Raw genomic sequence first — 3,395 nt, 5'->3', positions numbered from 1 at the left:
CGAGTGAAGGCAGCGAGGGACCAGTTTGAAAATGCAAGTAACCCTCCAACCGAACGACCAGTGCCAGAATCAACGGGTCAAGTTGAAGCGATGCGAAGGCAGTACGAGTCCAGAATTGGGAGAGAAACTGAAGCTAGTATATCTAACGGAACATTACAGCAACAAAATAGCTTGGCTAATAAGACAATTCGTCAACGCCGAGCCCAAGTTGAAAATCCGGCTGTAACAAGTAGTGATGGGCAAAAATCGGAAGAAACTGTGACAGCCGATCAGCTAGCTCGTAGAAATGAAACAAGCAACCAATCTACTGCTCCCTATACTCCTCAAACAGATCAAACAGGTATCGTTGCTGGTAACACAAAAAAAATCAGTGAATTGTTAGCTGATAAACTCAAATTTAATCCAATAGAGAAAGCACCACCTGAAACAAATACTCAAACAGATAGTTCCAACGTGCCAGTAGAGGAATCTTCCTCAGACACTCAAAACAGCCAAATGAGAAATCGGATGAGTGAAGGTGGGGAACCGAAACCAACGAAACTGGATGAAGCGAGTATAGCAACTCGAGGAATGGATAAAAAGCAGTCGCAAAATGCAAATGATCCTTTAGATAAACTTGGAATGGATGCGAGTAGTGATACTTTTGGTTTAAATGAGAATGTTTCAGAAAAAGCGGATAAAGGTACAGAAACCAATTTCATGGATGACGATGTAGAGTTGCCAGGTTCAGGACCGCTTACAGAAAAAAAGAAAATCCACACAAAAAAAAGCCGAGCTATTCAAATCGGAAGAATTTTGTTGAACTTACTGCCATTAGCATCTTGGCCGTTGATCAGTATGTGGGTAACTGGTATTTTAGGTATCGTTCCAGCTTACCTTGCTATGTATGGACTACCACTAACTCTATTTATTTACGGGACTATTTTGACTGCCGTTTATGGGCCAAAACTCATCAACTATATTCGTAAACTTCGTTCTAGAATACAAACCTATCGCCAGGCAGAACGAAATCGACAGAGAAACTTAGAAGATCGAGTGATTGATCCAAAAGAAAAATCGATTCAAAGAGAGCCCGACGTTCATAAGAAAGAATCGGCAAAAACAAAACAACAGAATCACTCATCAGAAAAAGTTAGTCCTGAAAATCCAGAAAAAGACAAATCTGTAAAGGGCTATTTTAAAAGAAATTGGAAATCTCTCGCCATCATCTTTGGTGTTGGGATAGTTGTAGCAGGGGTGGGTGTCGCACTGACACCAGTAGTAGCACCATATATATTTGCGATAGCCACCTCAACTCCTTTGTTTATGTACAAAGTAACTTCGATTATTGCAATGGCACTTGCTGTTTCCTTTGGTGTGACTGCCTTGAGTAAAGGACTGCATGCACTACAAAGGAAGTTTTATAAAAAAGAAGATCAATCATTAGAAACGACGACACAAAAAGAAACAATCGAAAAAAATTCTATAGAGGTAGACAAGAATTTTGATAAATCCTATGAAAAAGTAGATAAGGATGATCGTGCACCTACCCATGATAATTCTTCAATAAAAAGTGCTGGATTCAAAGAAGATGGAATAAAAATTGCTAGTACTGAAACGAAATCACTAGAAAAAAGTCCATATGCATGGGTCTATGGTCAAGAGACAGAAAATAAAACCCCAAATGAATCGAATCGTTCAAGTCGGTCGAATTCGTTCAATACTCATGAAACACTTCATGTGAAAGCGGATATTCATGAGCCACCATCACAATCATCTTGTGAAAACCGTACGAAAAATCAATTAGGTGAAGCCGCAAGACATCGGTCGGATAATACAAAATCTGAAAGTAATCCACAGATTGCTGAACAGAATAAAGGAATCAATCGTCAGCCGGCCGTCAAAGAAGCATTTGATTCAATCAAACAAAAAGCAATTTCAAAGAGTAATAATGTCAGTGGCAAGCCCCTACTGAAAGGTCAAATATCTTTTGAAAAATAAAAAATACGGAGAGAGATTCAATGAATAAAATCAAACTAATGAGCATATTTAGCGTCATCTTGTTGCTCTTGTATTTTCCAGTGAGTGTTTATGCTACTTTTAATGATTATATGCTCGATGAGATACATCAAGGAAAGAGCTTACGTGCATGGTTGTATGACGAAGGAGAAAACGCAATCTCTCAACAGATCAGTGCTACACCACAAGTAGATAGTTCTTTAGGGGTTAATGTGGGGGATAGTGTAAGTTTTTCGATTAATATTCCTACCTATGCCCTTGTAACAGATCAAGGTGGTTGGATTCCAGCACTTACGGGAGGTAAGAGTGGAAATACGCCTGTACCCAATTACTTTTATACTCAGATGCGTTATGGAAAGGCACCTAATCTGTCAGGTAATTTTAGCATAGGTGAGGTGACTGCGACAAATCTTCCTTCGGGAGTGACCATTAGTAGGGTAATTGGCCCGACCACGGGAAATCTTACAAGAGTTGATGTGACAGTTACTAGGACACAGATGAGTGCTACAAATGGTCATACTAACTCAATCAATCTTAACTTGAGTTCGCTTTATTTAGATACATGGGCAATTGATCCAACAACTGCTGATTTTTTTGGAAACAATCCGATTAATGTAGGGGGCATTACACTTACTGATCTTAATTTGGGCACATTGTCACTGCGGACAAAAAATTCAATCAGAGTGAGATATATCGATGAGGCAGGTAATGAACTCCGAGATCCGTTAGTAGAACAAATGGAGGTTGGACAAAACTATGCGTATACACCACCAGCCATTCCGGGATATACCTTTAGCAGATTATCATCTGGAAGCGCAAGTGCTTCTGGTCAGATGACAGCTGGGACTGAAAGAGTTGTTGAGTTTGTTTATACAAAGAATCCAACAGCAGGTGGAGCGATCACAGTAAATCATGAATTTATCGGCAATTCTACTCTGAATACAAGTGAGACATTCACAAATGTAGGAAACGTAGGCGATCGGTTTGAATTGACGCCTAGAACAGAAGCCGGTTGGCGAGTAAAAGATTTGCCACAAGTGACAGTAACAGAACAAGCGCAAACCGTAACGATCACTTATGAACGTGAAACAGGCGGAGCGATCACGGTGAATCATGAATTTATTGGTGACACCACTTTGAATACAAGTGAGACATTCACAAATGTAGGAAACGTGGGCGATCGGTTTGAATTGACGCCACGAACAGAAGCCGGATGGCGAGTAAAAGGTGAGTTGCCACAAGTGACGGTGACAGAACAAGCACAAACGGTGACAATCCAATACGAGCGACAAACTGGAGGTGCAATCACCGTAAATCATGAATTCATAGGCGATTCTTCTCTGAATACGAGCGAAGTGATTACAGATGTTGGGAATGTGGGTGATCTGTTTGAATTG

The 3,395-nt window shown here is 40.3% G+C and carries 2 protein-coding genes; both read left to right on the top strand.

Going from position 1 to position 3,395, the window contains the following annotated elements; translation table 11 throughout:
• A partial coding sequence (locus tag JZO83_RS14220) for a hypothetical protein (RefSeq protein ID WP_207116129.1) occupies positions 1–1,980 on the top strand: 1,980 nt, incomplete at its 5' end.
• 20 nt (positions 1,981–2,000) lie between these two features.
• Positions 2,001–3,395, top strand: a 1,395-nt coding sequence (locus JZO83_RS14215) for a MucBP domain-containing protein (RefSeq protein WP_207116128.1), incomplete at its 3' end; no start/stop codon positions are given.

It is taken from the genome of Enterococcus sp. DIV1298c (genome assembly GCF_017316315.1).
Lineage (GTDB): Bacteria > Bacillota > Bacilli > Lactobacillales > Enterococcaceae > Enterococcus_B > Enterococcus_B mangumiae.
The sequence above is the reverse complement of the archived record's forward strand: the minus strand, read 5'-3'. Positions and strand labels throughout refer to the sequence as shown.